The organism is Escherichia sp. MAL-1 (assembly GCF_052948035.1).
Genome location: NZ_CM129609.1, coordinates 4,772,634 through 4,799,262 on the forward strand (window position 1 = coordinate 4,772,634; position 26,629 = coordinate 4,799,262).

The following is a 26,629-nucleotide window of genomic DNA, read 5'->3' on the forward strand; positions in this document are numbered from 1 at the left end:
TTTAATGAACAAAACGTCCGGCACGAGACATAAATTCTTCTTCGCTCATCTCCTGTCCGTTAAAAACAACTTTACCCGGTGTATAACGCAGTTGCAGCGAGGCGGTATTGTTGTCAATCGTGATTAACTGAAACATCTGACCTAAGGTCATCATCCCGCTGATTTGTTTATCAGCCCGCTTTTGCGCTTTTTCCGCATCCATTCCTTCAGATAAATTAAGCTGTTTTGCGGTTTCTGTGGCGACATTAAGCGGTAACTTCACATCAAAATTGAGCGATTTAATATCTTTGTTTGTGGATGATGAAGATTTGGCTGGGTCGGCAATACTGATATCCAGATTGGCATTTAGTTCGCCGAGTGCGTTCTTCCATTTTACCGGTTGTTTAATGGTCGGCTCACTTTTTTGTAATAACGGTAAATACTCTTTGAACAATGCAGCATTCACTTCTTGCAGAGCAACTTCATCGTTTGCTAACTCAGGGTGTGCAGCAAGCTGCTTCTGCATTGCAATGTTATACTGGATGATAAATTGGCGCACCGCTGAGGGATCAATAGATTCAGCAATCAATGACCACTCACCACTACCGAGTTGCTGATTCCCTTTTGTTAACTTATCAAGTTCGTAGGTCAGATTGACATTGATATAATCTTTGTCTTTAACGCGATCCAGCATGGTTTTTGCAACGAAAGCATCGATTTGGGCAACGTCTTCCCCGTGATTGATAATGTTAATCTGATTAAATTTCGACTCGCTTTCACCAACCGGAAATTTCTTTTCTTCTAATCGCGCCAGAGAATCAATGGTAAAACTTTTTGCCGTTACTTTGTTCATTGGTGATAATTGCAGAACAATATCTTCGACTTTGCCTTCAATATCCAGGTTAGACAATGAACTACCATCACCATTAAAAGTAAACTGGCCCTCACCAAAAGAAAACTTTCCATACTCTGCAGGGGCAACATCTAATGTCGTAGAGAATGAGCCACCAAACGCGAATCGCAATGTCGCTTCCACGGGCGATTTATTTTTCGCGGCGATAAATAGCGGTTGTGTCAGTTCATTATTCACTAAGTTCACTTTTGCCGCTGCCAGTGCTGGGATGACATTACCATGCATTAACATTGTGATGGGCAACGGACCGTGCTCAACATCCACATCAAATACAACTTTCTGGCCTGGCTTGATATTGAGATCGGGTGCACCGTTATCGAATGTCATTTGCATTTGAAAACGGGAATTAAAAAAGCCTTTGTCAAAATTTTGATAACTTAACGTCATATCGTAGGCATGTTCACCTTTCTTTTTAGCATCGTTAAAATCTTTAATAAATTTTTCGACACCAGGCTGAATTTGCGTACCTGTGTACCATGTGCCACCACCCCAGATTACGGCTAACGCAACAATAACACCTGTAGCTGACTTACGTATCATATAAATATTCCCTGATAAAACAGCAAAACTTTGAATATCCACTTATGCTGAAATAATGTCCAGCGGCAGGATGCATTATCAGAATGTATTTATATTTATTAAATAATAAAAAAAGCCCGTGAATATTCACGGGCTTTATGTAATTTACATTGAATTATTTTTTCTCGGACAGATATTTCACTGTATCAGCATACTGCTGAACAAAAACATCCATATTGCTGGTATCCATACCCTGCGGATTCAGCTGATATTTACCGTTAACAAACATCGCCGGAACGCCACGCAATTGCACGTCAGCTGCAGCTTTTTCCTGCTGAGCGACCAGAGATTTCACCACGAAGCTGTTCCACGCCGCGTCGTACTCTTCACCTTTAATACCTGCGTTGATAAATACATCGCGGATATCAGAAGCAGAACGAATGGTCTGGGTTTTCTGTACGCCTTCAAACAGCGGAACAGTCACTTTGTCTTCCACGCCCAGCGCCATCGCCACAGCCCATGCCTGAGTCAGATCTTTGCCCAGGTCACCACCCATGAAGTTGACGTGGTATTTAGTCATCTTCACGCCTTCCGGCAGTTTTTTCTTCACATTATCAGAAATATGCAGAACTTCTTCAAACTGATAGCAGTGCGGGCAGAAGAAAGAGAAAAACTCCAGCACTTGCGGCGCGCCAGCTACCGGTTTTTCCAGGGTAGTGTACTGTTTACCATCTTCATACTGCGCCGCCGATGCGCTAAACGCTAAAACTAAACCAGCCAGCGCCAGCCAAATCTTTTTCATGATCTACTCTCTCCGATTAATACATAGGTGTTAATTGCAAAGGGGGTTCTTGTAGAACTTTTGCCTGTTCTATAAAAGTCGCCGTCTGTCGCAGCCAGTAATCTTCCCCGGTTAACCACGGGAAATTTTTCGGGAACGCGGGATCAGCCCAACGCCGCATTAGCCAGGCAAGATAATAAACCAAACGCATGGCGCGTAAAGGTTCAATCAGTCCGATTTCAGCGGTGTCGAACTCGCTAAATTCTTCATAAGCTTCAATAATAGTTTCCAGTTGCATCCGCTGCTCGGCTTTATCGCCATTGAGCAACATCCACAAATCCTGAACGGCTGGACCATTACGTGCATCATCCAGATCAACAAACATTGGACCATCGCGCCAGAGAATATTCCCGGCGTGGCAGTCTCCATGTAGCCGCAGAACGGTGAAATCTTCCCGCCAGTGTGCTGTAACGGCGGCAATCAGCTCATCTGTCGCTTTCAGGAATGCCGCTTTCAACCCGGAAGGTATCAGTGTAGCGTCCTCAAACAGCTTGCGTGGCTCAATGAGATATTCGTTCAAACCGATGGTCGGGCGATGGATAAAAAGCTGTTTGCGCCCCGTCTGGTGCATACGCCCTAAATAACGCCCAACCGCTTCCATCTGATCGATATTATCAGCTTCGAACTGGCGACCACCGACGCTTGGAAAAACAGCGAAATAAAATCCCTGATGATTCAATAAAGTCTGACCGTTAAAGGCCACAGGTGCTGCGACCGGAACTTCATCATTTACCAGCTGCAACGCAAATTGATGTTCTTCGAGGATTTGATCGGCTGTCCAACGTTCAGGGCGATAAAATTTGACGACAAAACGTCGACGATCTTCGTCCTGAAATTGATAGACACGGTTTTCATAGCTGTTAAGCGGGGTAAGACCGGAATCCACCCGGATCCCATGCTCAAACAGAGCGTCCATGATGGTATCCGGGTGTAGTGTCTGGAAAGTAAAAGCGCTGTTATTCATCCCATCATCCGGAAAACATTACGAATGACGAAGGATATCATTTCACGATGATTTTGGTGGCGCCGCTTACAAGCTTTTACTCTTTAATTACGCCGCGAGCGCGTAACAGCGCCGTTTTGAAGTCTTCTTCATAATCTTTCTGCAAACCCGGGATCACCGCATCTTTCGCGGAATCACGCATTTTCAGGTGATAGATCAGAATGTCATCCGTCAAATCCGCCAGTTCGCCGTCAAAACCTGACTCTTTCGCCAGTTTCTGCAAAAATTGCAACAGGTTAAGGTCTGGCTCTTTTTGCCAGGCTGGCTGGAGGAGTTCAATAACTTCATTCAGACGTTTACATTTCATAGTAATGCTCCTTACTCTTGAGACAGACACGTTAGCAGGGTCAATCCCACAATAAAAGAGGCGATATCGGTGAATCTGATGACGACGATAACAGGCGTTGTGCTGGCAGGCGGTAAAGCCAGACGAATGGGCGGCGTAGATAAAGGATTGCTTGAATTAAACGGCAAACCATTATGGCAACATGTCGCTGACGCGCTTATGACGCAGCTCTCTCACGTCGTGGTTAATGCTAATCGTCATCAGGAAATCTATCAGGCAGGCGGTCTGAAAGTGATTGAAGATTCACTGGCGGATTACCCAGGCCCTCTGGCAGGGATGCTTTCAGTAATGCAGCAGGAAGCTGGTGAGTGGTTTTTGTTTTGTCCGTGCGATACGCCTTACATTCCCCATGATTTAGCCGCCCGGCTTAATCATCAGCGCAAAGATGCGCCTGTCGTGTGGGTCCATGACGGTGAACGCGATCACCCGACTATTGCTCTGGTAAACCGCGCTATTGAGCCTTTATTACTAGAATATCTGCAAGCAGGAGAACGCCGGGTAATGGCATTTATGCGTCTGGCTGGCGGTCATGCGGTTGATTTCAGCGATCATAAAGATGCATTTGTTAACGTGAATACGCCAGAGGAGCTTGCCCGATGGCAGGAAAAACGATGATACCGTTACTCGCCTTTGCCGCGTGGAGTGGTACCGGAAAAACTACGCTTTTGAAACAACTGATCCCGGCATTATGCGCCAGAGGGATCCGTCCAGGGCTGATTAAGCATACGCACCATGATATGGATGTTGATAAGCCAGGCAAAGATAGCTATGAGCTGCGCAAGGCTGGCGCGGCACAAACCATCGTTGCCAGCCAGCAACGATGGGCCTTGATGACGGAAACACCAGACGAAGAAGAGCTGGATCTACATTTTCTCGCAAGTCGAATGGATACCTCAAAGCTGGATTTGATTCTGGTCGAAGGGTTTAAGCATGAAGAGATCGCAAAGATTGTGCTGTTTCGCGATAGAGCCGGACATCGACCGGAAGAATTAGTGATAGACAGACATGTTATTGCTGTAGCCAGTGATGTGCCGCTTAATCTTGATGTCGCATTACTGGATATTAATGATGTTGAGGGGCTGGCTGATTTTGTGGTGGAGTGGATGCAAAAGCAGGACGGATAAGCAAGAGCAGGCTGGATAAGACGCGCCAGCGTCGCATCCGGCATTTTTTTGCACCAACGCAAAAAGGCCATCCGTCAGGATGGCCTTTCGCTTTATTTGATGCCTGGCAGTTCCCTACTCTCGCATGGGGAGACCCCACACTACCATCGGCGCTACGGCGTTTCACTTCTGAGTTCGGCATGGGGTCAGGTGGGACCACCGCGCTACTGCCGCCAGGCAAATTCCTGTGCTCTGTCCTGTGTCTTTTGTGCTGATACTGCGTCGGCTGCATTCGCGAAAGTCAGTCACATACTTCAGTATGCTCCTTCCTTCGCTTCATTTGCCGCCTTGTCTCAGCGCAAAATCCTTCGGACTCTGAATCAAAGCTGAAATTCTCTCAATCCGCCAAAACATCTTCGGCGTTGTAAGGTTAAGCCTCACGGTTCATTAGTACCGGTTAGCTCAACGCATCGCTGCGCTTACACACCCGGCCTATCAACGTCGTCGTCTTCAACGTTCCTTCAGGACTCTCAAGGAGTCAGGGAGAACTCATCTCGGGGCAAGTTTCGTGCTTAGATGCTTTCAGCACTTATCTCTTCCGCATTTAGCTACCGGGCAGTGCCATTGGCATGACAACCCGAACACCAGTGATGCGTCCACTCCGGTCCTCTCGTACTAGGAGCAGCCCCCCTCAGTTCTCCAGCGCCCACGGCAGATAGGGACCGAACTGTCTCACGACGTTCTAAACCCAGCTCGCGTACCACTTTAAATGGCGAACAGCCATACCCTTGGGACCTACTTCAGCCCCAGGATGTGATGAGCCGACATCGAGGTGCCAAACACCGCCGTCGATATGAACTCTTGGGCGGTATCAGCCTGTTATCCCCGGAGTACCTTTTATCCGTTGAGCGATGGCCCTTCCATTCAGAACCACCGGATCACTATGACCTGCTTTCGCACCTGCTCGCGCCGTCACGCTCGCAGTCAAGCTGGCTTATGCCATTGCACTAACCTCCTGATGTCCGACCAGGATTAGCCAACCTTCGTGCTCCTCCGTTACTCTTTAGGAGGAGACCGCCCCAGTCAAACTACCCACCAGACACTGTCCGCAACCCGGATTACGGGTCAACGTTAGAACATCAAACATTAAAGGGTGGTATTTCAAGGTCGGCTCCATGCAGACTGGCGTCCACACTTCAAAGCCTCCCACCTATCCTACACATCAAGGCTCAATGTTCAGTGTCAAGCTATAGTAAAGGTTCACGGGGTCTTTCCGTCTTGCCGCGGGTACACTGCATCTTCACAGCGAGTTCAATTTCACTGAGTCTCGGGTGGAGACAGCCTGGCCATCATTACGCCATTCGTGCAGGTCGGAACTTACCCGACAAGGAATTTCGCTACCTTAGGACCGTTATAGTTACGGCCGCCGTTTACCGGGGCTTCGATCAAGAGCTTCGCTTGCGCTGACCCCATCAATTAACCTTCCGGCACCGGGCAGGCGTCACACCGTATACGTCCACTTTCGTGTTTGCACAGTGCTGTGTTTTTAATAAACAGTTGCAGCCAGCTGGTATCTTCGACTGATTTCAGCTCCACGAGCAAGTCGCTTCACCTACATATCAGCGTGCCTTCTCCCGAAGTTACGGCACCATTTTGCCTAGTTCCTTCACCCGAGTTCTCTCAAGCGCCTTGGTATTCTCTACCTGACCACCTGTGTCGGTTTGGGGTACGATTTGATGTTACCTGATGCTTAGAGGCTTTTCCTGGAAGCAGGGCATTTGTTGCTTCAGCACCGTAGTGCCTCGTCATCACGCCTCAGCCTTGATTTTCCGGATTTGCCTGGAAAACCAGCCTACACGCTTAAACCGGGACAACCGTCGCCCGGCCAACATAGCCTTCTCCGTCCCCCCTTCGCAGTAACACCAAGTACAGGAATATTAACCTGTTTCCCATCGACTACGCCTTTCGGCCTCGCCTTAGGGGTCGACTCACCCTGCCCCGATTAACGTTGGACAGGAACCCTTGGTCTTCCGGCGAGCGGGCTTTTCACCCGCTTTATCGTTACTTATGTCAGCATTCGCACTTCTGATACCTCCAGCATGCCTCACAGCACACCTTCACAGGCTTACAGAACGCTCCCCTACCCAACAACGCATAAGCGTCGCTGCCGCAGCTTCGGTGCATGGTTTAGCCCCGTTACATCTTCCGCGCAGGCCGACTCGACCAGTGAGCTATTACGCTTTCTTTAAATGATGGCTGCTTCTAAGCCAACATCCTGGCTGTCTGGGCCTTCCCACATCGTTTCCCACTTAACCATGACTTTGGGACCTTAGCTGGCGGTCTGGGTTGTTTCCCTCTTCACGACGGACGTTAGCACCCGCCGTGTGTCTCCCGTGATAACATTCTCCGGTATTCGCAGTTTGCATCGGGTTGGTAAGTCGGGATGACCCCCTTGCCGAAACAGTGCTCTACCCCCGGAGATGAGTTCACGAGGCGCTACCTAAATAGCTTTCGGGGAGAACCAGCTATCTCCCGGTTTGATTGGCCTTTCACCCCCAGCCACAAGTCATCCGCTAATTTTTCAACATTAGTCGGTTCGGTCCTCCAGTTAGTGTTACCCAACCTTCAACCTGCCCATGGCTAGATCACCGGGTTTCGGGTCTATACCCTGCAACTTAACGCCCAGTTAAGACTCGGTTTCCCTTCGGCTCCCCTATTCGGTTAACCTTGCTACAGAATATAAGTCGCTGACCCATTATACAAAAGGTACGCAGTCACACGCCTAAGCATGCTCCCACTGCTTGTACGTACACGGTTTCAGGTTCTTTTTCACTCCCCTCGCCGGGGTTCTTTTCGCCTTTCCCTCACGGTACTGGTTCACTATCGGTCAGTCAGGAGTATTTAGCCTTGGAGGATGGTCCCCCCATATTCAGACAGGATACCACGTGTCCCGCCCTACTCATCGAGCTCACAGCATGTGCATTTTTGTGTACGGGGCTGTCACCCTGTATCGCGCGCCTTTCCAGACGCTTCCACTAACACACACACTGATTCAGGCTCTGGGCTCCTCCCCGTTCGCTCGCCGCTACTGGGGGAATCTCGGTTGATTTCTTTTCCTCGGGGTACTTAGATGTTTCAGTTCCCCCGGTTCGCCTCATTAACCTATGGATTCAGTTAATGATAGTGTGTCGAAACACACTGGGTTTCCCCATTCGGAAATCGCCGGTTATAACGGTTCATATCACCTTACCGACGCTTATCGCAGATTAGCACGTCCTTCATCGCCTCTGACTGCCAGGGCATCCACCGTGTACGCTTAGTCGCTTAACCTCACAACCCGAAGATGTTTCTTTCGATTCATCATCGTGTTGCGAAAATTTGAGAGACTCACGAACAACTTTCGTTGTTCAGTGTTTCAATTTTCAGCTTGATCCAGATTTTTAAAGAGCAAAACTTCGCAGTGAACCTTTTCAGGTACACTCTGAAGTATTTTTTATTTAATCACTACAGAGATGGTGGAGCTATGCGGGATCGAACCGCAGACCTCCTGCGTGCAAAGCAGGCGCTCTCCCAGCTGAGCTATAGCCCCATAACATGTAGTTAAAACCTCTTCAAATTTGCGATGCAAATTTGGTAGGCCTGAGTGGACTTGAACCACCGACCTCACCCTTATCAGGGGTGCGCTCTAACCACCTGAGCTACAAGCCTGTAGAGGTTTTACTGCTCATTTTCATCAGACAATCTGTGTGAGCACTGCAAAGTACGCTTCTTTAAGGTAAGGAGGTGATCCAACCGCAGGTTCCCCTACGGTTACCTTGTTACGACTTCACCCCAGTCATGAATCACAAAGTGGTAAGCGCCCTCCCGAAGGTTAAGCTACCTACTTCTTTTGCAACCCACTCCCATGGTGTGACGGGCGGTGTGTACAAGGCCCGGGAACGTATTCACCGTGGCATTCTGATCCACGATTACTAGCGATTCCGACTTCATGGAGTCGAGTTGCAGACTCCAATCCGGACTACGACGCACTTTATGAGGTCCGCTTGCTCTCGCGAGGTCGCTTCTCTTTGTATGCGCCATTGTAGCACGTGTGTAGCCCTGGTCGTAAGGGCCATGATGACTTGACGTCATCCCCACCTTCCTCCAGTTTATCACTGGCAGTCTCCTTTGAGTTCCCGGCCGGACCGCTGGCAACAAAGGATAAGGGTTGCGCTCGTTGCGGGACTTAACCCAACATTTCACAACACGAGCTGACGACAGCCATGCAGCACCTGTCTCACGGTTCCCGAAGGCACATTCTCATCTCTGAAAACTTCCGTGGATGTCAAGACCAGGTAAGGTTCTTCGCGTTGCATCGAATTAAACCACATGCTCCACCGCTTGTGCGGGCCCCCGTCAATTCATTTGAGTTTTAACCTTGCGGCCGTACTCCCCAGGCGGTCGACTTAACGCGTTAGCTCCGGAAGCCACGCCTCAAGGGCACAACCTCCAAGTCGACATCGTTTACGGCGTGGACTACCAGGGTATCTAATCCTGTTTGCTCCCCACGCTTTCGCACCTGAGCGTCAGTCTTCGTCCAGGGGGCCGCCTTCGCCACCGGTATTCCTCCAGATCTCTACGCATTTCACCGCTACACCTGGAATTCTACCCCCCTCTACGAGACTCAAGCTTGCCAGTATCAGATGCAGTTCCCAGGTTGAGCCCGGGGATTTCACATCTGACTTAACAAACCGCCTGCGTGCGCTTTACGCCCAGTAATTCCGATTAACGCTTGCACCCTCCGTATTACCGCGGCTGCTGGCACGGAGTTAGCCGGTGCTTCTTCTGCGGGTAACGTCAATGAGCAAAGGTATTAACTTTACTCCCTTCCTCCCCGCTGAAAGTACTTTACAACCCGAAGGCCTTCTTCATACACGCGGCATGGCTGCATCAGGCTTGCGCCCATTGTGCAATATTCCCCACTGCTGCCTCCCGTAGGAGTCTGGACCGTGTCTCAGTTCCAGTGTGGCTGGTCATCCTCTCAGACCAGCTAGGGATCGTCGCCTAGGTGAGCCGTTACCCCACCTACTAGCTAATCCCATCTGGGCACATCCGATGGCAAGAGGCCCGAAGGTCCCCCTCTTTGGTCTTGCGACGTTATGCGGTATTAGCTACCGTTTCCAGTAGTTATCCCCCTCCATCAGGCAGTTTCCCAGACATTACTCACCCGTCCGCCACTCGTCAGCAAAGAAGCAAGCTTCTTCCTGTTACCGTTCGACTTGCATGTGTTAGGCCTGCCGCCAGCGTTCAATCTGAGCCATGATCAAACTCTTCAATTTAAAAGTTTGATGCTCAAAGAATTAAACTTCGTAATGAATTACGTGTTCACTCCTGAGACTTGGTATTCATTTTTCGTCTTGCGACGTTAAGAATCCGTATCTTCGAGTGCCCACACAGATTGTCTGATAAATTGTTAAAGAGCAGTGCCGCTTCGCTTTTTCTCATCGGCGCGGGGTGTGCATAATACACTTTCCCGCTACAGAGTCAAGCATTTATTTTTGCTTTCTCTGCCGGAGTTCTCAGGAGAACCCCGCTGACCCGGCGGCGTGTTTGCCGTTGTTCCGTGTCAGTGGTGGCGCATTATAGGGAGTTATTCCGGCCTGACAAGAGGAAATTTAAAATAATTTTCCGACCGCGCATTTTTTATTCTTTATGCTTATTTCAGCGTCGGTTTGTCGGTTAAATGGGCGATTTCTCGGGCGAAATTCGCCACCTGCTCCCAATCGGTATAGACAACTTCTTTGCGCGTATCCGTTTCACCGCCTGACATCTTCATAATTAGCTTGATCATAAAACGGTCGTACCAGCGATAACGTGGGTAACGCAGCGCCCCGGCAATGACCGCGCAGCGATCGGGACGCCATTGCGAGTTCATCAGAAACTTCCGCGCGTAGCTGTTGGTCTGTGGAGTGCGCTTCTCCGGTTTACGCGCCACCAGGTTTACGGAGTAAAAGGCGCTCGGCATCGAATTCAGCCGCGTCGCATGCTTTTTGACAAATTCCTGGAACGCAGAGTGGTAGTGACCATAGCGAATAGAAGCACCAATGACCACACGGTCGTAGTTTTCCCACTGTGGTTCTTCAATGCGGTGCACATTGGCGACATCCGCCTGGATCCCCAGTTCTTTCAGTTCCGAAGCCAAGTAGGAGGCAATCTCGCGCGTTTGTCCGTCCCTTGTTGAGAAAAGAATTAATGTTTTCACGTATTACTCCATCATTCACGCCAGAAAGTCGGGGTAAAGAGCACCAGCAATGTAAAGACCTCGAGACGACCAAACAGCATGTTGGCAATCAGGATCCATTTAGCCACCGGGTTCATACTGGTAAAGTTATCAGCAACCACGCCAAGCCCCGGCCCCAGGTTATTCAATGTCGCAACAACCGAGGCAAAAGCAGAAAAGTCATCCACGCCCGTGGCGATAATCGCCAGCATACTGACAATAAACACCAATGCATAGGCGGAGAAAAATCCCCAAACGGCTTCGAGGATACGTTCCGGCAGTGCGCGATTCCCCAGCTTAATGCTATAGACGGCGTTCGGATGCACCAGTCGTTTCAGCTCACGGTTCCCCTGCTTAAACAGCAGCAGGATGCGGATCACTTTCAGGCCACCGCCCGTTGACCCGGCACAACCGCCGATAAAAGCTGAACATAAAAGCAGTACCGGCAAAAAGAGCGGCCAGCGGGCAATGCTGTCAGTCGTAAACCCGGCGGTTGTCGCCATCGATACCACCTGGAAAAACGCCTGGTTAATTGTCATCAGCGCCGAACTGTAGACATTATGAAACCACAGTACGAGTGTACAAATAACCACCAGCGTAAACTGTACGCCGATAAACATGCGAAATTCCGGATCGCGCCAATAAACCTTCAGACTACGCCCACTTAACAGTGAAAAGTGCAGACCGTAGTTACAGCCGGAGATCAGCAGGAAGATAGCAATGATAGTGTTAATAGTCGGGCTGTCGAAATAACCGATACTGGCATCATGTGTCGAGAAGCCGCCAATAGCGATAGTCGCAAAGCTATGGCCGATGGCATCAAAGGCATCCATTCCGGCAAACCACAACGCCAGCGCACAGGCGACGGTCAGCAAGACATAAATCAACCACAGGGTTTTCGCCGTTTCCGCAATTCGCGGGCGCATTTTGTTATCTTTCAGCGGGCCGGGCATTTCTGCGCGATAGAGCTGCATCCCACCCACGCCGAGGATAGGCAGTATCGCAACCGCTAACACGATGATCCCCATCCCGCCAAACCATTGCAGCATCTGGCGATAAAAGAGGATGGCATGAGGGAGCGAATCCAGCCCCACCAGCGTAGTGGCCCCGGTGGTGGTCAGGCCAGAGAAAGATTCAAAAAACGCATCGGTAATCGTGAGGTTCGGGCTTTCCGAGAAGATAAAAGGGAGCGCACCGACACTACCCAGCACGGTCCAAAACAGCACCACTATCAGAAACCCCTCACGGGATTTCAGTTCGCCCTTCTCTTTGCGGTTCGGCCACCACAGCATAGAGCCAATGGCGAGGGCGACAAAAAAGGTCTGGGTAAAAGCGCGGCCCGCTCCATCCCGGTAGATGAGTGCTACCAGCCCAGGGATAATCATGGTCCCTGAAAATAAGATGACCAGTAGTCCAACGATTCGGGTAATGGCGCGAAAATGCATCTCTGCCGCTTCCTTAGTTCTGCAAAACGAAGTGGGGATTATTCTTCAATCGCTAACAATTGCAATGAACCACGGCTAAAATCCGCCAGCTTTGCGGAAAATTCAGCCACTTTCGCCGCCGGAAGCGCCACCCGCAGCAGAACGAATGCCTGATAATCACTGTTGATAATTTTGCCGTCACACTGCCCCAGCAACGCTTCAATGCCGGTTAACTGACTATATTCACATTGCAAAGTATATTCGGTTAATGGCGTCTTGCGTTGGGTCGTTAGCTGGCGCAGCGCCTGATTCACGCCGCCGCCATACGCTTTCACTAACCCACCGGTGCCAAGCAATATGCCACCGTAGTAGCGCACTACCACAGCGGTAATTTCCCCGACGCCGCTGCCCATTAGCTGGGCGAGCATCGGTTTACCTGCCGTTCCTGCCGGCTCCCCGTCGTCAGAGAAACCCAGCCGTTGAGAATCATCCGGCGCACCCGCCACCCACGCCACGCAATGGTGGCGGGCATCGGGGTGTTCTGCCCGCACCGATTCAACAAACGCTTTCGCCGCCTCAACGCCATCGGTATGCGCCAACAGTGTTATGAAGCGGCTCTTTTTGATCTCTTCAACGACCGTGACCGGTGCCGCAGGAATTAACCAGCTTTCCATCACGCCAGTTTCAGATCCCGGGTCATGTTTTCCACGTTGTTTTCGTGGATCACCACGTTGTCTTCGATACGAATGCCGCCGAACGGTTTCAGTGCTTCAATTTTCTGCCAGTTGAAGTGCTTGCTGAACTGCCCTTCACGCCACGGTGCCAGTAGCGATTCAATGAAGTAGATACCCGGTTCGATGGTTAACACCATGCCCGGCTGGAGAATACGGGTGCAGCGCAGGTACGGATATTTTGCCGGTGCCGCGAGGTGCGTACCGCTATCATCCTGCATAAAACCGGCGACGTCATGCACCTGCAGGCCCAGCGGATGGCCGATACCGTGCGGCATAAACGGTCCGGTGAGATCGTTTTCGACCATCGCTTCTTCACTCATATCGGTGATGATTTGATGTTTACGCAGCAGTTTGGCGATGCGCTGATGGAACTGGATGTGGTAATCCACATAGCTAACGCCAGCTTTCATGGTCGCGATCAGCGCCAGTTGTTCATCATTTACGTCTTTCACCAGCTGTGCGTAATCGTTGTCACTTTTTGCCGACCAGGTACGGGTCAGGTCAGCCGCATAGCCGTTATATTCGGCCCCGGCATCCAGCAGGAAGCTGCGCATCTCTTCCGGCGCCTGATGATCCAGTTTGGTGTAATGCAGCACCGCAGCGTGTTCGTTAAGCGCCACAATGTTGCTGTAAGGTACGTCGGTATCACGATGACCGGTCGCGGTCAGATAGGCAATGTTGATATCGAACTCGCTCATGCCAGAACGGAACGCTTCTTCTGCCGCACGATGACCGTTGACCGCCATTTTCTGCGCTTCACGCATACAGGCCAGTTCGTACTCGGTTTTGAAGGAGCGATAGTAATGCAGGTAGTCGATAACCCCTTTCGGGTTGATGTTGCTGGCCTCAATACCCAGTTGCAGCGCACGCTCCGGCACCGGACCGATATAACCGATATTGCCGCGCGCAGCGGGCAGCAGGCTACCAATGCCATCGGCTTTCGGCAGTGCGATCACTTCCACATCTTCAGTCCAGAAGGAGGTCGGCAGCGGTTCGACGTTGTGCCAGTAATCAACCGGCAGATAGAACCACAGTTTCGGCTTGTTCACGCCATCCACCAGCAACCAGCAGTTTGGCACCTGAGTTACCGGCACCCACGCTTTGAATTGCGGGTTCACTTTAAACGGATAGGGATGATCGTCGAGAAAAACATTGAACAGCTCGCCGGAGTGAATAAGTAACGCATCCAGCTTGAAGCGCGCCAGCGCATCGCGAGTCCGTTCCTGTAAGGTAGCTATATGATTTTTATAGAGCGAGGCCAGTGATTCCATTTTTTACCCTTCTGTTTTTTTGACCTTAAGTCTCCGCATCTTAGCACATCGTTCATCCAGAGCGTGATTTCTGCCGAGCGTGATCAGATCGGCATTTCTTTAATCTTTTGTTTGCATATTTTTAACACAAAATACACACTTCGACTCATCTGGTACGACCAGATCACCTTGCGGATTCAGGAGACTGACATGCTTTACAAAGGCGACACCCTGTACCTTGACTGGCTGGAAGATGGCATTGCCGAACTGGTATTTGATGCCCCAGGTTCAGTTAATAAACTCGACACTGCGACCGTCGCCAGCCTCGGCGAGGCCATCGGCGTGCTGGAACAGCAATCAGATCTAAAAGGGCTGCTGCTACGTTCGAACAAAGCAGCCTTTATCGTCGGTGCTGATATCACCGAATTTTTGTCCCTGTTCCTCGTTCCTGAAGAACAGTTAAGTCAGTGGCTGCACTTTGCCAATAGCGTGTTTAATCGCCTGGAAGATCTGCCGGTGCCGACCATTGCTGCCGTCAATGGCTATGCGCTGGGCGGTGGCTGCGAATGCGTGCTGGCGACCGATTATCGTCTGGCGACGCCGGATCTGCGCATCGGTCTGCCGGAAACCAAACTGGGCATCATGCCGGGCTTTGGCGGTTCTGTACGTATGCCACGTATGCTGGGCGCTGACAGTGCGCTGGAAATCATTGCCGCCGGTAAAGATGTCGGCGCGGATCAGGCGCTGAAAATCGGTCTGGTGGATGGCGTAGTCAAAGCAGAAAAACTGATTGAAGGGGCGATGGCGATTTTACGCCAGGCCATTAACGGCGACCTCGACTGGAAAGCGAAACGTCAGCCGAAGCTGGAACCGCTAAAACTGAGCAAGATTGAAGCCACCATGAGCTTCACCATCGCTAAAGGGATGGTCGCACAAACGGCGGGGAAACATTATCCGGCCCCCATCACCGCAGTAAAAACCATTGAAGCTGCGGCCCGTTTTGGTCGTGAAGAAGCCCTAAACCTGGAAAACAAAAGTTTTGTCCCGCTGGCGCATACCAACGAAGCTCGCGCACTGGTCGGCATATTCCTTAACGATCAATATGTAAAAGGCAAAGCGAAGAAACTCACCAAAGACGTTGAAACCCCGAAACAGGCCGCTGTGCTGGGCGCAGGCATTATGGGCGGCGGCATCGCTTACCAGTCTGCGTGGAAAGGCGTGCCGGTTGTCATGAAAGATATCAACGACAAGTCGTTAACCCTCGGCATGACCGAAGCCGCGAAACTGCTGAACAAGCAGCTTGAGCGCGGCAAGATCGATGGTCTGAAACTGGCTGGCGTGATCTCCACAATCCACCCAACGCTCGACTACGCCGGGTTTGACCGCGTGGATGTTGTGGTAGAAGCGGTTGTTGAAAACCCGAAAGTGAAAAAAGCCGTACTGGCAGAAACCGAACAAAAAGTACGCCAGGATACCGTGCTGGCGTCTAACACTTCAACCATTCCTATCAGCGAACTGGCCAACGCGCTGGAACGTCCGGAAAACTTCTGCGGGATGCACTTCTTTAACCCGGTGCACCGGATGCCGTTGGTAGAAATTATTCGCGGCGAGAAAAGCTCCGACGAAACCATCGCGAAAGTCGTCGCATGGGCGAGCAAGATGGGCAAGACGCCGATTGTGGTCAACGACTGCCCCGGCTTCTTCGTTAACCGTGTACTGTTCCCCTACTTCGCCGGATTCAGCCAGTTGCTGCGCGACGGCGCAGACTTCCGCAAGATCGACAAAGTGATGGAAAAACAGTTTGGCTGGCCGATGGGTCCGGCATACCTGCTGGACGTTGTGGGGATTGATACCGCGCATCACGCTCAGGCTGTCATGGCAGCAGGCTTCCCGCAGCGGATGCAGAAAGATTACCGCGATGCCATCGACGCGCTGTTTGATGCCAACCGCTTTGGTCAGAAGAACGGCCTCGGTTTCTGGCGTTATAAAGAAGACAGCAAAGGTAAGCCGAAGAAAGAAGAAGACGCCGCCGTTGAAGACCTGCTGGCAGAAGTGAGCCAGCCGAAGCGCGATTTCAGCGAAGAGGAGATTATCGCCCGCATGATGATCCCGATGGTCAACGAAGTGGTGCGCTGTCTGGAGGAAGGCATTATCACCACTCCGGCGGAAGCGGATATGGCGCTGGTCTACGGCCTGGGCTTCCCTCCGTTCCACGGCGGCGCGTTCCGCTGGCTGGACACCCTCGGTAGCGCAAAATACCTCGATATGGCACAGCAATATCAGCACCTCGGCCCGCTGTATGAAGTGCCGGAAGGTCTGCGTAATAAAGCGCGTCATAACGAACCGTACTATCCTCCGGTTGAGCCAGCCCGTCCGGTTGGCGACCTGAAAACGGCTTAAGGAGTCACAATGGAACAGGTTGTCATTGTCGATGCAATTCGCACCCCGATGGGCCGTTCGAAGGGCGGTGCTTTTCGTAACGTGCGTGCAGAAGATCTCTCCGCTCATTTAATGCGTAGCCTGCTGGCGCGTAACCCGGCGCTGGAAGCGGCGGCCCTCGACGATATTTACTGGGGTTGTGTGCAGCAGACGCTGGAGCAGGGTTTTAACATCGCCCGTAACGCGGCGCTGCTGGCAGAAGTACCACACTCTGTCCCGGCGGTTACCGTCAATCGCTTGTGTGGTTCATCCATGCAGGCACTGCATGACGCAGCACGGATGATTATGACCGGCGATGCGCAGGCATGTCTGGTTGGCGGCGTGGAGCATATGGGCCATGTGCCGATGAGTCACGGCGTCGATTTTCACCCCGGCCTGAGCCGCAATGTCGCCAAAGCGGCGGGCATGATGGGCTTAACAGCAGAAATGCTGGCGCGTATGCACGGTATCAGCCGTGAAATGCAGGATGCCTTTGCCGCGCGATCGCACGCTCGTGCCTGGGCCGCCACGCAGTCGGCCGCATTTAAAAATGAAATCATCCCGACCGGTGGTCACGATGCCGACGGCGTCCTGAAGCAGTTTAATTACGACGAAGTGATTCGCCCGGAAACCACCGTGGAAGCCCTCGCCACGCTGCGTCCGGCGTTTGATCCAGTAAACGGTACGGTAACGGCGGGCACATCTTCTGCACTTTCCGATGGCGCAGCTGCCATGCTGGTGATGAGTGAAAGCCGCGCCCATGAATTAGGTCTTAAGCCGCGCGCTCGTGTGCGTTCGATGGCGGTCGTTGGTTGTGACCCATCGATTATGGGTTACGGCCCGGTTCCGGCCTCAAAGCTGGCGCTGAAAAAAGCGGGGCTTTCTGCCAGCGATATCGGCGTGTTTGAGATGAACGAAGCCTTTGCCGCGCAGATCCTGCCGTGCATTAAAGATCTCGGGCTAATGGAGCAGATTGACGAGAAGATCAACCTCAATGGTGGCGCGATCGCGCTGGGTCATCCGCTGGGTTGTTCCGGTGCGCGTATCAGCACCACGCTGCTGAATCTGATGGAGCGCAAAGACGTTCAGTTTGGTCTGGCGACGATGTGTATCGGTCTGGGTCAGGGTATTGCGACGGTGTTTGAGCGGGTTTAACCACTTGCCGGATGCGGCGTGAACGCCTTATCCGGTCTACAGATCCGGCACCAATGTAGGCCTGATAAGACGCGCCAGCGTCGCATCAGGCATCGTGCACCAATTGCCGGATGCGGCGTAAACGCCTTATCCGGCCTACGGTTCGGACTATTTGTAGGCACGATAAGACGCGACAGCGTCGCATCGGGCATGGTTTGCCAGATACGTCATAGATCTAAATGCCACTGAATAAAGTTTTAGTTGCCGTTCTTCCCGCCTGTCAGGGGCGGGTTTTTTTATATCTCAGATAAATGCAAACGCATCGCCAAACAGGCGATCTTCCCGCGCATTACGCTCACTGCAAAACAGGTCACGGGCAATTTTCGCCATCTCAAAACGTCCGGCAATATAGATATCATGCTCTGCCAGCGTACCATGATCCTGCAATACCGCCGTTAACACGGTACCAGTACGCCCACGCCAGCCTGCTTCCGGTTGTTCAACCACCGGCACCACTTGCAGACCAGGGTGCTTTAACGAAAGCGCCTCAAGCTCGCAGAGATCATACAGATGCTGCTCTTCACGCCCGCCCCAGTAAATGGTGATATCACGGTTTGGGTTACGCGCCAACGCTGTCAGCAAAATCGAGCGGGCATAAGAGAACCCGGTGCCGCCCGCAATCAAAATCATCGGACGCTCTTCATCATCGCGCAGCCACGCTTCTCCGTGGGGAATATCGACCACGATTTGATGATCTTTGAGGATGCGGTCCATGACTGCTTTCGCGTAAAGGTTGATTTCAGAAGCGCCAATATGCAGCTCGATAAACCCTTTTTCATCCGGCGTCGAGGCCATTGAGAACGGACGTTTGTCGCGCTCATCCATCACTACCATCAAATACTGACCAGCACGAAAAGAAAAGGCCGCGTCTGGCACGATGCGGACACGATATACGGTATCCGTGATAGCTTCTACCGAGGTCACTTTACAGCTTAAGGTTGTCATGCGCTTTCTCTGTCGGATCGATAAATAGGGCAAAACAAACGCGCATCAGGCGCTTTTACCGTTGTTAAAAATAGCCAGTTCATCCCAGATGGCGTCAATATGCGCGACAACATCTGGATCTTTTTTGATGGGACGTCCCCATTCACGCTGGGTTTCCCCCGGCCATTTATTCGTGGCATCCAGCCCCATTTTTGAACCCAGCCCGGAGACAGGCGAGGCAAAATCCAGATAATCAATAGGCGTATTTTCTACCAGAACAGTATCCCGCGCCGGGTCCATACGGGTGGTAATCGCCCAAATCACATCGTTCCAGTCGCGTGCGTTGACGTCATCATCGCAAACGATCACAAATTTAGTGTACATAAACTGGCGTAAGAACGACCAGACGCCCATCATGACGCGCTTCGCGTGTCCGGCGTACTGTTTTTTGATCGTCACTACCGCCAGACGATAAGAACAGCCTTCCGGCGGCAGGTAAAAATCGACAATTTCCGGGAACTGTTTTTGCAGAATCGGTACAAACACTTCGTTCAACGCCACGCCCAGTACCGCGGGCTCATCTGGCGGACGCCCGGTATAGGTGGAATGGTAAATCGCATCTTCACGCTGGGTAATATGCGTCACGGTAAACACCGGGAAACTATCGACTTCATTATAGTAACCTGTGTGGTCACCATACGGCCCTTCCGGCGCCATCTCACCAGGATCGATATACCCTTCCAGGACGATTTCGGCACTGGCTGGCACTTCGAGGTCATTGGAAATACACTTTACTACTTCGGTTTTGGTGCCGCGTAGCAATCCGGCAAACGCATACTCTGAAAGCGTATCCGGAACGGGGGTGACTGCACCGAGAATCGTGGCAGGATCGGCACCCAGCGCCACAGAAACCGGGAAACGTTCGCCCGGATGCGCCGCACACCACTCCTGATAATCCAGCGCGCCGCCGCGATGCGACAGCCAGCGCATAATCAGTTTGTTTTTACCAATCAGCTGCTGGCGATAAATGCCCAGATTCTGCCGCTCTTTATGCGGGCCGCGCGTCACTGTCAGCCCCCAGGTAATCAGCGGTGCGGCATCTTCCGGCCAGCAGGTCATAATGGGAATGCGATTGAGATCGACGTCATCGCCAGAGACGATTTTTTGTTGGCAGGGCGCACCACGCAGCCGCTTTGTCGGCATGTTCAATACTTGCTTAAACTGCGGCAGTTTATCAAACAGGTCGCGGAAACCTTTTGGCGGCTCCGGCTCTTTCAGAAACGCCAATAATTTACCAACTTCACGCAGCGCCGAAACATCTTCCTGCCCCATGCCCATCGCCACGCGCTTTGGCGTACCGAACAGGTTGCACAGCACCGGCATTGAGTAGCCTTTAGGGTTTTCGAACAACAGCGCAGGCCCACCGGCACGCAAAGTGCGGTCAGCAATTTCAGTGATTTCCAGATGCGGATCCACCGGGAGCGTGATACGTTTTAGCTCACCCTGCTGTTCAAGCAGCGTCAGGAAGTCGCGTAAATCGTTATATTTCATGGCGTCCATTGTAGCCTCTTAATCTACGCCCATTATACGGCGTTCATCTTTGCGATGCTGTAAATTTGTTAAATTAGCGTGAACTCTGACGGTATAACGCAAACCGGGGAATATAATTAACTTAGCGTAAAGCTTTTGCTATCCTTGCGCCCCGATTAAACGGATAAGAGTCATTATGCAATCCTGGTATTTACTGTACTGCAAGCGCGGGCAACTTCAACGTGCCCAGGAACACCTCGAAAGACAGGCTGTGAATTGCCTGGCACCGATGATCACCCTGGAAAAAATCGTGCGTGGAAAACGTACTGCAGTCAGTGAGCCATTGTTCCCCAACTACCTGTTTGTGGAATTTGACCCAGAAGTGATTCATACCACGACTATCAACGCGACCCGCGGTGTCAGCCACTTCGTGCGCTTTGGCGCGTCGCCAGCGATAGTCCCATCGGCGGTTATTCATCAGCTATCGGTATATAAACCGAAAGACATTGTCGATCCGGCAACCCCTTATCCGGGTGATAAGGTGATTATTACCGAAGGCGCGTTCGAAGGCTTTCAGGCCATTTTCACCGAACCCGATGGTGAGGCTCGCTCCATGCTATTGCTTAATCTTATTAATAAAGAGATTAAGCACAGTGTGAAGAATACCGAGTTCCGCAAACTCTAAAACGCAATCCCAAACAGTGTTTTGACATTAGCATCCGTGGTGGCAGCCAGCCATGCGGCATCTTCTCCACGCCAGTGCGCAATACGTTGCAAAATATGGGGCAGATGGGCTGGCTCGTTGCGCCGGGATGATGGCTTTGGCGTGAGATCGCGAGGGAGCAGATACGGCGCATCAGTTTCGATCAGTAATTTTTCCGCCGGAATCAACGGCAAAAGTTCCCGCAGCTCCAGTCCGCGTCGTTCATCGCAAACCCAACCGGTAATGCCGATATAAATTCCATGCGCCACGCACGCCTGCATCTCTTCGCGTGTGCCGGTAAAGCAATGAAGAACCGCACCAGGCAGTTTATCCAGCCACGGCTCCAGCAATGTCATAAACCGCTCGTGGGCATCGCGACAGTGCATAAATACCGGCATGTTTAAATCTGCGGCAATGCGTAGCTGGGCAACAAAAGCGCGTTCCTGCTCTTCCGGCGTCGAAAAGTTGCGGTTAAAGTCGAGACCACATTCACCAATCGCCACCACTTCTGGCTGCGCGGCCAGCTCAATAATCGCTTCTTCAGTCGCAGCTTGCCACTGGCTGCTGTCGTGAGGATGTACGCCCGCCGTTGACCAACAGGACGAATACTGACGCGCCAGCTTTTGCGCCTGCTGGCTTTCACGCAGGTTAGTGCCGGTGATGAGTAGCCCATTAACTCCCGCGTCAAAAGCGCACGCTACAACATCATCACGGTCTTTCGCAAATTGCGAACTGGTCAAATTAACGCCGATATCAAACATCCTGTACTCCATATGACAACCGCCCTGACGGGCGGTTGAATTTATTCTTCAGTTTTTTCGCTTTCTGCTTCAGCGTCGTTTTCCTCTTCCCGATTTCGCCCTTTACCAACGTAAAAGCGTGAGAAGAAGACACCGATTTCAAACAGACAGTACATCGGGATCGCCAACAGCGTTTGCGAGAAGACATCCGGCGGCGTCAGCAACATCCCGACAACGAATGCACCAACCAGCACATACGGGCGTTTTTTGCGTAAGTCTTCTGGCGAGGTAATCCCCATCCAGCACAGCAGCACAATTGCTACCGGCACTTCAAAGGAGACACCAAACGCCATAAACAGCGCCATAACGAAGCTTAAATAGCTGGCGATGTCGGTGGATACCTGCACCCCTTCCGGCGCGGTATTGGCAAGGAAGCCAAATGCCAGCGGAAAGACCACAAAGTAGGCGAATGCCATGCCGATATAAAACAGCAGAGAGCTGGAAACCAGCAGCGGCACCACCAGGCGACGTTCATGCTTATACAGCGCTGGGGCGATAAATGCCCACACCTGATAGAGAATCACCGGCGCTGACAGAATCAGCGACACCATAAAGGTCAGCTTGATCGGCGTAAAGAACGGCGAGGCCACGTCGGTGGCGATCATCGTTGAACCTTGCGGCAACTGCTTGATCAATGGCGCGGATACCAGGTGATAGATGTCATTGGCGAAATAGACCAGACACAGGAATATCACGATCACCGCGATAATGCAGTTCAGCAGACGCTTACGCAGCTCAATCAGATGCGTGATAAGCGGTTGAGTATCTTCTACAGACATGTTTACGGTTTATCACTCGACGAAGGGGAAGGTGCAGCGGTTTTCGGTTCAGCGTCCGCAGCAGGTTTTACCACCGGCTCTGGCGTGGTTTCTGGCTTCTGTTCCGGCGAACTGGCCTGCGTTTGTGCAGCGGCAGGCGTTACGCCCTCATGCGCAGCTTCATTATCTTTCACCACCGGGTTATGGATGGTGTGCGCTTCATCGCTCGCCTTTTCAGGATCGTTTGCAACGTAGGAACGCTTCATCGACTCCGCGGCCTGGCGTAGTTCATCCATCGACGCTTTCAGTTCGGGCGTCAGGTTAGTGAGGCTCGCCTTTTCAACCTTTTTCAGACTGTCCTGAAACTCCTGGAGTTTTAACTCCTGGGTCAGTTCGTTCTGCACCGTTGTCGCCAGTGAACGCAACGCGCGAATCCAGCCCGCTACCGTTTTTACCGCCACAGGCAGTCGTTGCGGCCCCAGAACGACGAGGCCGATGATGAACACCAATAGCAGTTCGCTAAAACCGATATCAAACACGGATTACACCTGCTCTTTATCGTGGCGCTTCGCGTCTTCTGTTTTAGCCTGTTCCTGATTCGTATCCGCCTGCTTATCGGCGATAGTTTTCGCAGTAAAATCAGCATCCTGACTGGTTTTATCCTGCTTTGGTTCATCATCGCTCATTGCTTTTTTAAAGCCTTTGATCGACGCACCAAGATCGGAACCGATGGAGCCGAGCTTTTTGGTGCCAAAAAGCAGTACAACGATGACGGCAATAATCAATAACTGCCAAATACTGATACCACCCATACATGTTCCTCTGTGGTAGATGATGATTAAACAAAGCCGCATTATACGTTACACGGCCCGCCTTGAGCGATGAAAAAATCAGCGTGTTTTGCGCCAACCGACAAACCAGGCGATCAGACCACCTGCCATTAACCAGCCGGGCATCAGCCCCCATTCAGGTCGGCTGACCAACAAGAATGTGCCACTTAATACTAACGTAGCGCCAATTCCGAGAAAATAACGCGATTGTCCCTGACGTACATGATTTGACTGAAGCTCGCGGGCAATCTTATCAACACTGTGCTGTAAATACTTGCCCTGGCGCAAACTGTCGTAAACCAATTCAGGCAGTTCTGGCATTTTTTCGACCCAGAACGGCGCTTTTTCTTTAAATGCTCTCACCAGCGCAGGAATACCGACCTGATCTTTAATCCACGACTCCAGGAAAGGCTTCGCCGTTTTCCATAAATCGAGTTGCGGATAAAGCTGGCGTCCTACCCCTTCGACGTAGAGCAGGGTTTTCTGGAGTAACACCAGTTGCGGCTGCACTTCCATATTGAAGCGACGCGCCGTATTAAACAGATTTAACAGTACATGTCCAAACGAAATTTCGGCCAGCGGTTTCTCAAAGATAGGTTCACAGACCGTACGAATGGCAAATTCGAACTCTTCAACGTTGGTATCTGGTGGCACCCAGCCAGAATCGACGTGTAGCTCTGCCACTTTGCGATAGTCGCGATTAAAGAAGGCGATAAAGTTTTCTGCCAGATAGCGTTTATCTTCTTTGTTTAGCGAGCCAACAATCCCGCAATCAATGCCGATATATTTCGGGTTTTCCGGGTGTTCATAGCTTACGAAGATGTTGCCAGGGTGCATATCGGCATGGAAAAAGCTGTCGCGAAAGACCTGAGTGAAGAACACCTGCACGCCGCGTTCCGCCAGCAATTTCATGTTAGTGCCGTTTTTCTCCAGCGCCGCAACATCAGACACCGGAATGCCGTAAATGCGCTCCATCACCATCATCCCTTCACTACAATAGTCAGGGTAAACTTCCGGGATGTAGAGCATCGGGCTGTCTTCAAAATTGCGCCGAAGCTGAATGGCGTTGGCAGATTCCCGCAGCAAATTCAGTTCATCAATCAATGTCTTTTCGTACTCGCGCACCACTTCGGTTGGGCGCAGACGGCGACCATCCGGCAGCAAACGCGGCACCCAGCGAGCCAGACGGTAGATAAGTTTCAGATCCGCTTTAATAACCGGCAAAATATCCGGGCGGATGACTTTAATCACCACCTCTTTACCATTCGATTTCAATCGCGCGGTATGAACCTGGGCGATAGAAGCAGAAGCCAGCGGCTTGATTTCAAAATCGTCAAACCACGCTTCTACCGGCAAGCCGCCCATTGCAGCTTCAATCTGCTGCTTCGCCAGCTTGCCATCAAACGGAGCAACTTTGTCCTGCAATAACGCCAGCTGATCGGCAATATGCGGTGGAAAAAGATCGCGGCGGGTTGATAACATTTGCCCGAACTTGATCCAAACCGGCCCCAGTTCTTGCAGGGCCAGTCGTAGTCGCTCACCTAAAAGTTTGTCTTTATGCCGATTTGGCATCCAGAATAATGAGTATCGCCATAGCCGTAGCGGCAGGGTGATACGCATTTTGGGGATCAGTTCATCAAGTCCGTAGCTTAAAAAAGTGCGAATGATGAAATATAGGCGCCGTACTTCACCTGGCGTCATTTAGCCTCCAGTTTTTCCAGCCGTTTGGTCAGGGCATCAACAGCACGCTCGACGGCAGCCGTCTCTTCCGCAAACCAGGCCACTTCAAGCGGACCGGGTGCCATACGCCACTCTTCAGTAATGGCTTCCGCCACATAACGTTGCTGGCGCTTAATGCCGTGATGCAGGAACTTTGCGCCTCCGCGCATGGCTTTGCTGATTCCTTCAGCGGCGATATCACCGGTATAAGGGGCCAGCAGTTCCGCAGGGTCGAACTCTGCCAGATCTGCCAGCGCAACGAAGTTTTGCACCACCTGAATATCGCCCTGCACTTCCAGCTCACCACTGCGAATCAGTGCGGTAAGCTGCTGGCGATCGCGAAGTTTCGGCAACACACTGGCGTAGGCGATAACGGTGCAGTCAGCATCGCCTGCCCATTCGCCCAGTACATCAACCTGGCGTTCGCTGAACACCAGAATCAATGACGTCGAAAAGCCTTTTACCTCCACGCGCAATACTTTACCCAGCAGACGCGAGCGGGCCGTTTTCAGCGCGGGTGAGCGATACAGGAAGGTGTTGAGCAGACTTTCAATTCCTGCCGTCACTAAAGGTTTAAAAGGCATTTCCGGTCTCCTGTCAGAACTTATAACCACGATGCAGCGCCACAACCCCTGCCGTCAGATTGTAGTAGTCGACACTTTCGAATCCGGCATCCTGCATCATGGCTTTCAGGGTATCCTGATCGGGATGCATACGGATGGATTCTGCCAGATAACGGTAGCTGTCGGCGTCGTTCGCGACCAGTGAGCCAATACGCGGCAGCACATGGAAGGAGTATGCATCATAGGCTTTGCTCAGCGGCTCGATAATTGGCTTCGAGAACTCAAGCACCAGCAGGCGGCCGCCGGGTTTCAGCACGCGATACATTGAACGCAGTGCTTTATCTTTGTCGGTGACGTTACGCAGACCAAACGAAATGGTGATGCAATCAAAGGTGTTATCCGGGAACGGCAGCGCCTCAGCGTTCGCCTGAACATACTCAACGTTGCCAATCACACCGATATTACGCAGCTTCTCGCGGCCCATTTTGAGCATGGATTCATTGATATCAGCAAGGACCACTTTGCCAGTTTCTCCGACCAGGCGGGAGAATTTCGCTGTCAGGTCGCCGGTGCCACCAGCCAGATCCAGCACGGTCTGCCCACGGCGTACGCCGCTGCAATCAATCGTGAATCGCTTCCACAAACGATGAATACCAAATGACATCAAATCATTCATGACATCGTATTTTGATGCCACGGAATGGAAAACGTGGGCGACCATATCCGCTTTTTGTTCCTTCGCGACGGTCTGAAAACCAAAGTGCGTCGTTTCTTGTGACTTATCCACCATCTCAATGCCTGCTCATCAAAAAATTGTTC

The 26,629-nt window shown here is 51.7% G+C and carries 22 protein-coding genes, 2 tRNA genes and 3 rRNA genes; 5 read left to right on the forward strand and 22 right to left on the reverse strand.

Translation table 11 applies throughout. The features are described from left to right. Position 1: 1 nt before the first annotated feature. From ACU8XX_RS23755 to ACU8XX_RS23770, 4 genes are all read right to left on the reverse strand, one after another. Positions 2 to 1,432: a YdgA family protein gene (locus ACU8XX_RS23755; protein WP_001338628.1), complete on the reverse strand. Its 1,431-nt coding sequence runs from the start codon at positions 1,430 to 1,432 to the stop codon at positions 2 to 4. 154 nt (positions 1,433 to 1,586) lie between these two features. After that, the gene (gene dsbA / locus ACU8XX_RS23760; RefSeq protein ID WP_000725337.1) at positions 1,587 to 2,213 is read right to left on the reverse strand and encodes a thiol:disulfide interchange protein DsbA; all 627 of its coding nucleotides are present in this window, start codon (positions 2,211 to 2,213) and stop codon (positions 1,587 to 1,589) included. Positions 2,214 to 2,229: 16 nt separating this feature from the next. Further along, entirely contained in the window at positions 2,230 to 3,216 is a 987-nt protein-coding gene (gene srkA / locus ACU8XX_RS23765) for a stress response kinase SrkA (RefSeq protein ID WP_001065497.1), read from the reverse strand. Positions 3,217 to 3,292: 76 nt separating this feature from the next. Beyond that, positions 3,293 to 3,562, reverse strand: coding sequence for a YihD family protein (locus ACU8XX_RS23770; RefSeq protein ID WP_001295263.1), 270 nt, complete (start codon positions 3,560 to 3,562; stop codon positions 3,293 to 3,295). 69 nt (positions 3,563 to 3,631) lie between these two features. On the opposite strand from ACU8XX_RS23770, the gene mobA reads away from it, so the two are divergent. Then, positions 3,632 to 4,216: a molybdenum cofactor guanylyltransferase MobA gene (gene mobA, locus ACU8XX_RS23775; protein ID WP_001052168.1), complete on the forward strand. Its 585-nt coding sequence runs from the start codon at positions 3,632 to 3,634 to the stop codon at positions 4,214 to 4,216. Beyond that, positions 4,198 to 4,725: a molybdopterin-guanine dinucleotide biosynthesis protein MobB gene (mobB, locus tag ACU8XX_RS23780; protein ID WP_000907640.1), complete on the forward strand. Its 528-nt coding sequence runs from the start codon at positions 4,198 to 4,200 to the stop codon at positions 4,723 to 4,725. Before mobA ends, mobB begins: the two co-directional genes overlap by 19 nt. Positions 4,726 to 4,826: 101 nt before the next feature. On the opposite strand, the gene rrf is transcribed toward mobB, so the two are convergent. The 9 genes from rrf to pepQ all read right to left on the reverse strand — a co-directional run bounded on the left by rrf (position 4,827) and on the right by pepQ (position 14,392). Beyond that, positions 4,827 to 4,942, reverse strand: a 5S ribosomal RNA gene (gene rrf / locus ACU8XX_RS23785). Between the two features lie 188 nt (positions 4,943 to 5,130). After that, positions 5,131 to 8,034: ribosomal RNA gene (locus ACU8XX_RS23790) — 23S ribosomal RNA — on the reverse strand. A gap of 183 nt (positions 8,035 to 8,217) precedes the next feature. Further along, positions 8,218 to 8,293: transfer RNA gene (locus tag ACU8XX_RS23795), tRNA-Ala, on the reverse strand. Between the two features lie 42 nt (positions 8,294 to 8,335). Next, positions 8,336 to 8,412, reverse strand: a tRNA-Ile gene (locus tag ACU8XX_RS23800). A 68-nt stretch (positions 8,413 to 8,480) separates the two neighbouring features. Next, positions 8,481 to 10,022, reverse strand: a 16S ribosomal RNA gene (locus ACU8XX_RS23805). Together the 16S, 23S and 5S rRNA genes with 2 tRNA genes alongside form the textbook arrangement of a ribosomal RNA operon. Positions 10,023 to 10,399: 377 nt before the next feature. Continuing rightward, on the reverse strand, positions 10,400 to 10,945 hold the full coding sequence (gene hemG, locus ACU8XX_RS23810; RefSeq protein ID WP_000853959.1) for a menaquinone-dependent protoporphyrinogen IX dehydrogenase: 546 nt from the start codon (positions 10,943 to 10,945) through the stop codon (positions 10,400 to 10,402). Between the two features lie 11 nt (positions 10,946 to 10,956). Then, positions 10,957 to 12,408 (reverse strand): Trk system potassium transporter TrkH, encoded by a 1,452-nt coding sequence (gene trkH / locus ACU8XX_RS23815; protein WP_000545677.1) that lies wholly within the window; start codon positions 12,406 to 12,408, stop codon positions 10,957 to 10,959. A 38-nt stretch (positions 12,409 to 12,446) separates the two neighbouring features. Continuing rightward, complete coding sequence (locus ACU8XX_RS23820) at positions 12,447 to 13,061, reverse strand: IMPACT family protein (protein WP_032174413.1); 615 nt, start codon at positions 13,059 to 13,061, stop codon at positions 12,447 to 12,449. Further along, a complete protein-coding gene (pepQ, locus tag ACU8XX_RS23825; protein ID WP_000444561.1) occupies positions 13,061 to 14,392 on the reverse strand; it encodes a Xaa-Pro dipeptidase in 1,332 nt (443 codons plus the stop codon). The genes ACU8XX_RS23820 and pepQ overlap by 1 nt, the downstream gene beginning before the upstream one ends. Positions 14,393 to 14,581: 189 nt before the next feature. On the opposite strand from pepQ, the gene fadB reads away from it, so the two are divergent. Next, positions 14,582 to 16,771 (forward strand): fatty acid oxidation complex subunit alpha FadB, encoded by a 2,190-nt coding sequence (fadB, locus tag ACU8XX_RS23830; protein ID WP_240765319.1) that lies wholly within the window; start codon positions 14,582 to 14,584, stop codon positions 16,769 to 16,771. Between the two features lie 9 nt (positions 16,772 to 16,780). Further along, entirely contained in the window at positions 16,781 to 17,944 is a 1,164-nt protein-coding gene (gene fadA, locus ACU8XX_RS23835; RefSeq protein WP_000438729.1) for an acetyl-CoA C-acyltransferase FadA, read from the forward strand. A gap of 282 nt (positions 17,945 to 18,226) precedes the next feature. Here the strand turns inward: fadA and fre are convergent, their stop codons facing one another. Both fre and ubiD read right to left on the reverse strand, forming a co-directional pair. Continuing rightward, complete coding sequence (fre, locus tag ACU8XX_RS23840; RefSeq protein WP_000209826.1) at positions 18,227 to 18,928, reverse strand: NAD(P)H-flavin reductase; 702 nt, start codon at positions 18,926 to 18,928, stop codon at positions 18,227 to 18,229. Positions 18,929 to 18,973: 45 nt separating this feature from the next. Then, positions 18,974 to 20,467 (reverse strand): 4-hydroxy-3-polyprenylbenzoate decarboxylase, encoded by a 1,494-nt coding sequence (gene ubiD, locus ACU8XX_RS23845; protein WP_000339796.1) that lies wholly within the window; start codon positions 20,465 to 20,467, stop codon positions 18,974 to 18,976. A gap of 166 nt (positions 20,468 to 20,633) precedes the next feature. On the opposite strand from ubiD, the gene rfaH reads away from it, so the two are divergent. After that, positions 20,634 to 21,122, forward strand: coding sequence for a transcription/translation regulatory transformer protein RfaH (gene rfaH / locus ACU8XX_RS23850; protein ID WP_001192396.1), 489 nt, complete (start codon positions 20,634 to 20,636; stop codon positions 21,120 to 21,122). Here rfaH and tatD read toward each other — a convergent pair. The 7 genes from tatD to ubiE form a co-directional block, all read right to left on the reverse strand. Beyond that, complete coding sequence (gene tatD, locus ACU8XX_RS23855; protein WP_000459630.1) at positions 21,119 to 21,901, reverse strand: 3'-5' ssDNA/RNA exonuclease TatD; 783 nt, start codon at positions 21,899 to 21,901, stop codon at positions 21,119 to 21,121. The two genes, rfaH and tatD, sit on opposite strands and share 4 nt — an antisense overlap. Positions 21,902 to 21,942: 41 nt before the next feature. Next, positions 21,943 to 22,719, reverse strand: a complete 777-nt coding sequence (gene tatC / locus ACU8XX_RS23860) for a Sec-independent protein translocase subunit TatC (protein ID WP_000109943.1) — start codon at positions 22,717 to 22,719, stop codon at positions 21,943 to 21,945. Between the two features lie 2 nt (positions 22,720 to 22,721). Then, positions 22,722 to 23,237: a Sec-independent protein translocase protein TatB gene (tatB, locus tag ACU8XX_RS23865; RefSeq protein WP_000459594.1), complete on the reverse strand. Its 516-nt coding sequence runs from the start codon at positions 23,235 to 23,237 to the stop codon at positions 22,722 to 22,724. Between the two features lie 3 nt (positions 23,238 to 23,240). Beyond that, positions 23,241 to 23,510 (reverse strand): Sec-independent protein translocase subunit TatA, encoded by a 270-nt coding sequence (gene tatA / locus ACU8XX_RS23870; RefSeq protein ID WP_001295260.1) that lies wholly within the window; start codon positions 23,508 to 23,510, stop codon positions 23,241 to 23,243. Positions 23,511 to 23,588: 78 nt separating this feature from the next. Further along, a complete protein-coding gene (gene ubiB, locus ACU8XX_RS23875; RefSeq protein ID WP_000187530.1) occupies positions 23,589 to 25,229 on the reverse strand; it encodes a ubiquinone biosynthesis regulatory protein kinase UbiB in 1,641 nt (546 codons plus the stop codon). Further along, positions 25,226 to 25,831, reverse strand: coding sequence for a ubiquinone biosynthesis protein UbiJ (gene ubiJ / locus ACU8XX_RS23880; protein ID WP_001295259.1), 606 nt, complete (start codon positions 25,829 to 25,831; stop codon positions 25,226 to 25,228). The genes ubiB and ubiJ overlap by 4 nt, the downstream gene beginning before the upstream one ends. 13 nt (positions 25,832 to 25,844) lie before the next feature. After that, the gene (ubiE, locus tag ACU8XX_RS23885) at positions 25,845 to 26,600 is read right to left on the reverse strand and encodes a bifunctional demethylmenaquinone methyltransferase/2-methoxy-6-polyprenyl-1,4-benzoquinol methylase UbiE (protein ID WP_000227958.1); all 756 of its coding nucleotides are present in this window, start codon (positions 26,598 to 26,600) and stop codon (positions 25,845 to 25,847) included. Positions 26,601 to 26,629: the final 29 nt, after the last annotated feature.

Bases quoted from the DNA above. Each gene is read 5' to 3' on its own strand.
- fadB (WP_240765319.1), top strand. From the start codon at position 14,582: ATGCTTTACAAAGGCGACACCCTGTACCTTGACTGGCTGGAAGATGGC.
- ubiJ (WP_001295259.1), bottom strand. From the start codon at position 25,831: ATGCCTTTTAAACCTTTAGTGACGGCAGGAATTGAAAGTCTGCTCAAC.
- trkH (WP_000545677.1), bottom strand. From the start codon at position 12,408: ATGCATTTTCGCGCCATTACCCGAATCGTTGGACTACTGGTCATCTTA.
- mobB (WP_000907640.1), top strand. From the start codon at position 4,198: ATGGCAGGAAAAACGATGATACCGTTACTCGCCTTTGCCGCGTGGAGT.
- srkA (WP_001065497.1), bottom strand. From the start codon at position 3,216: ATGAATAACAGCGCTTTTACTTTCCAGACACTACACCCGGATACCATC.
- tatC (WP_000109943.1), bottom strand. From the start codon at position 22,719: ATGTCTGTAGAAGATACTCAACCGCTTATCACGCATCTGATTGAGCTG.
- fadA (WP_000438729.1), top strand. From the start codon at position 16,781: ATGGAACAGGTTGTCATTGTCGATGCAATTCGCACCCCGATGGGCCGT.
- ubiD (WP_000339796.1), bottom strand. From the start codon at position 20,467: ATGGACGCCATGAAATATAACGATTTACGCGACTTCCTGACGCTGCTT.
- fre (WP_000209826.1), bottom strand. From the start codon at position 18,928: ATGACAACCTTAAGCTGTAAAGTGACCTCGGTAGAAGCTATCACGGAT.
- rfaH (WP_001192396.1), top strand. From the start codon at position 20,634: ATGCAATCCTGGTATTTACTGTACTGCAAGCGCGGGCAACTTCAACGT.
- ACU8XX_RS23755 (WP_001338628.1), bottom strand. From the start codon at position 1,432: ATGATACGTAAGTCAGCTACAGGTGTTATTGTTGCGTTAGCCGTAATC.
- dsbA (WP_000725337.1), bottom strand. From the start codon at position 2,213: ATGAAAAAGATTTGGCTGGCGCTGGCTGGTTTAGTTTTAGCGTTTAGC.
- ubiE (WP_000227958.1), bottom strand. From the start codon at position 26,600: ATGGTGGATAAGTCACAAGAAACGACGCACTTTGGTTTTCAGACCGTC.
- tatD (WP_000459630.1), bottom strand. From the start codon at position 21,901: ATGTTTGATATCGGCGTTAATTTGACCAGTTCGCAATTTGCGAAAGAC.
- ACU8XX_RS23770 (WP_001295263.1), bottom strand. From the start codon at position 3,562: ATGAAATGTAAACGTCTGAATGAAGTTATTGAACTCCTCCAGCCAGCC.
- tatA (WP_001295260.1), bottom strand. From the start codon at position 23,510: ATGGGTGGTATCAGTATTTGGCAGTTATTGATTATTGCCGTCATCGTT.
- ubiB (WP_000187530.1), bottom strand. From the start codon at position 25,229: ATGACGCCAGGTGAAGTACGGCGCCTATATTTCATCATTCGCACTTTT.
- pepQ (WP_000444561.1), bottom strand. From the start codon at position 14,392: ATGGAATCACTGGCCTCGCTCTATAAAAATCATATAGCTACCTTACAG.
- ACU8XX_RS23820 (WP_032174413.1), bottom strand. From the start codon at position 13,061: ATGGAAAGCTGGTTAATTCCTGCGGCACCGGTCACGGTCGTTGAAGAG.